Here is a 2,240-nt window from a genome sequence, read left to right on the forward strand (position 1 = left end):
TAAAAGTGCGGTTGTAAATCACCTGTTCAAGTTTACCATCTTTCTTCAGCTTGTTTATCTTAACAGCCAGTTTACCATCGGGCAGATTGGTTATATCGATGTATTCGTTTTTATCGCTGGTGGTTATTTCAACTGTTTTGGATAAAATGCGATAATACCTTAATGCCTGCTGTTTCAAATAATTCCGTCGCGATATCAGCTTATCGATTATATAGTCCCCACTGATATTGTAAATGTTAGCCGGCATCTTTTTGATCGAACTTTTGATCAGGTCATCTGTCAGGGTTTTGGTAACAAAATCAATTTGCTCTTCCCAATCTTTCTCATTCAGGCCCACCAAAAAAAAGCGGTCAAAATTACGGGCGTTGCGGTTCCATCTGCCAATCGATGTTATCTTATCGCCAAAGCTTTGAAACTTGGCCATCAACAAGTGCTTGGATAACAGCCAGGGGAAAACTCCATAACCATCGTAATAGACCTGGTCGCGATCACGTGGCACGGGTTTATAAACTATACCGGTATCGTTTTTGGTGCGTTCCCAGCGCCATTGGTCCTCGTGCCGGTCCCAGTCGTTCAGTATCATATCAAGCAGGCGGGCGCGCAAAACCAGTTTCTGGTCAACGCGGTTATCATTATCTTCCTGTAGTTTATCAAATGCTTTATCGGTATTGTCGGTCTTTTCCGCGTCAAGCGGTTCACGTTCTTCAAACAAAAAAACCTGGTTGGCAAAATCATTACGGTATTCGCCAAAAGCGAGATCATCAGGCACATAAACCAATTCGGGGTTAGAGTGTGGCACGCCTAAAGCCTCGGCCATTGGCGGTACGGTTACTGAAGCAAAGGGGTGTTCATTTACGATCTGATCCTGGATAATGTCTTTCGCTACAGTTTTCCGTAAACTGGGTGGCAATACCTTTTCGGGATTCTTTTGCACCGAGCGTATTACCCACTCCTGTCCGTTTTTATCTTTTAAACGCAGCGATTTGGTTTGCATACCGCCACCGCGCTGCAAAATTTCTAAGCCGCCTTTTTCCTGTGTCAAATGAAATACCCTGAATTTTACCGGCGCGGCCCAAAGCTTACGATAATCTTCACCTAAAAAAAAGCGGTGCAGGCCGCTAACCTGATCGTATTCCGGCTCAATAGCTACTGTAATGCTGTCGGGATTTATTGATTGGCCATAACAAACCGACGCAATTGATTGCAGCATTGCAGTCCCTAAGGTTATATAAGTCAATAAAAATAGGTAGCGGGTTTTTGCCATTTGTTGCTTTTGTATCGCCATATTGCTTACAACGGCGCGTTAATTCAATGTAGATGTTCAAAAATAGCATTTATTCATTTAATAATCATTAGCATTAGTACCATTATTAAACAACCATATAAACAATTTAGCCATAACTTGGTTACCATTTCAAAACAAAACAATCGTTATGAAAAAGTTATTATTGCTCCTTGCCATCATTACAATTGGCACCACAAGCTACAGCCAAACACGCGGAAAGGTAGCCTGCTGCTATCCTACAGCTACACAACGTTTCGCTATGTTGGCTGCCGATAAAAAGTTCGTGATGTCGCATGCTAAACCAAAAGGAATCCACTTTCAAAGTACTATTGCTAAGGCTATTACTTACACCGCTACCGATGGTAAAATTGCTTATGCTTATGAGCTAAAAGCTAAAAGGCCAACCAACAATTATGTTTTCGTCATTCACGAATATTACGGCCTTAACGATTATATCAAAAAGGAATCGGAAACATTATACAACGAATTGGGCAATGTAAATGTTATCGCGCTCGACTTATACGACGGAAAATCATCTGCCGACCGTACTGAAGCTGCTAAATTAATGCAAGCTGTCAAAGAAGAACGTGCGCAAGCTATTATCAAAGGAGCAATTGCCTACGCCGGACCAAAGGCACGCATTGCCACGATAGGTTGGTGCTTCGGCGGCGGCTGGAGCTTACAAAGCGCTATACTTGCCGGTAAACAAGCAGTTGCCTGTGTAATGTACTATGGTATGCCCGAGCAGGATGTAGCCAAACTTAAAACTATTGATACCGATGTTTTGGGCCTGTTTGCCAACCAAGACCAATGGATAAACCCTAAAGTAGTTGCCAAATTTGAAGCCGATATGAAAGCCGCCGGTAAAAAACTAACCGTTTACCAGTACGATGCCAACCACGGTTTTAGTAACCCGAGCAACCCGGCCTATAACAGTGATGCTACCAAAGATGCT

The 2,240-nt window shown here is 42.8% G+C and carries 1 protein-coding gene and 1 pseudogene; one reads left to right on the forward strand and one right to left on the reverse strand.

Going from position 1 to position 2,240, the window contains the following annotated elements; genetic code table 11:
• Positions 1–1,210: pseudogene (locus tag Q0R52_RS19870) on the reverse strand (hypothetical protein); the annotation flags it as partial.
• A gap of 223 nt (positions 1,211–1,433) precedes the next feature.
• On the opposite strand from Q0R52_RS19870, the gene Q0R52_RS19875 reads away from it, so the two are divergent.
• On the forward strand, positions 1,434–2,240 hold an 807-nt coding region (locus Q0R52_RS19875), incomplete at its 3' end, for a dienelactone hydrolase family protein (protein ID WP_295797498.1).

It is taken from the genome of Mucilaginibacter sp., from assembly GCF_025359345.1.
Lineage (GTDB): Bacteria > Bacteroidota > Bacteroidia > Sphingobacteriales > Sphingobacteriaceae > Mucilaginibacter.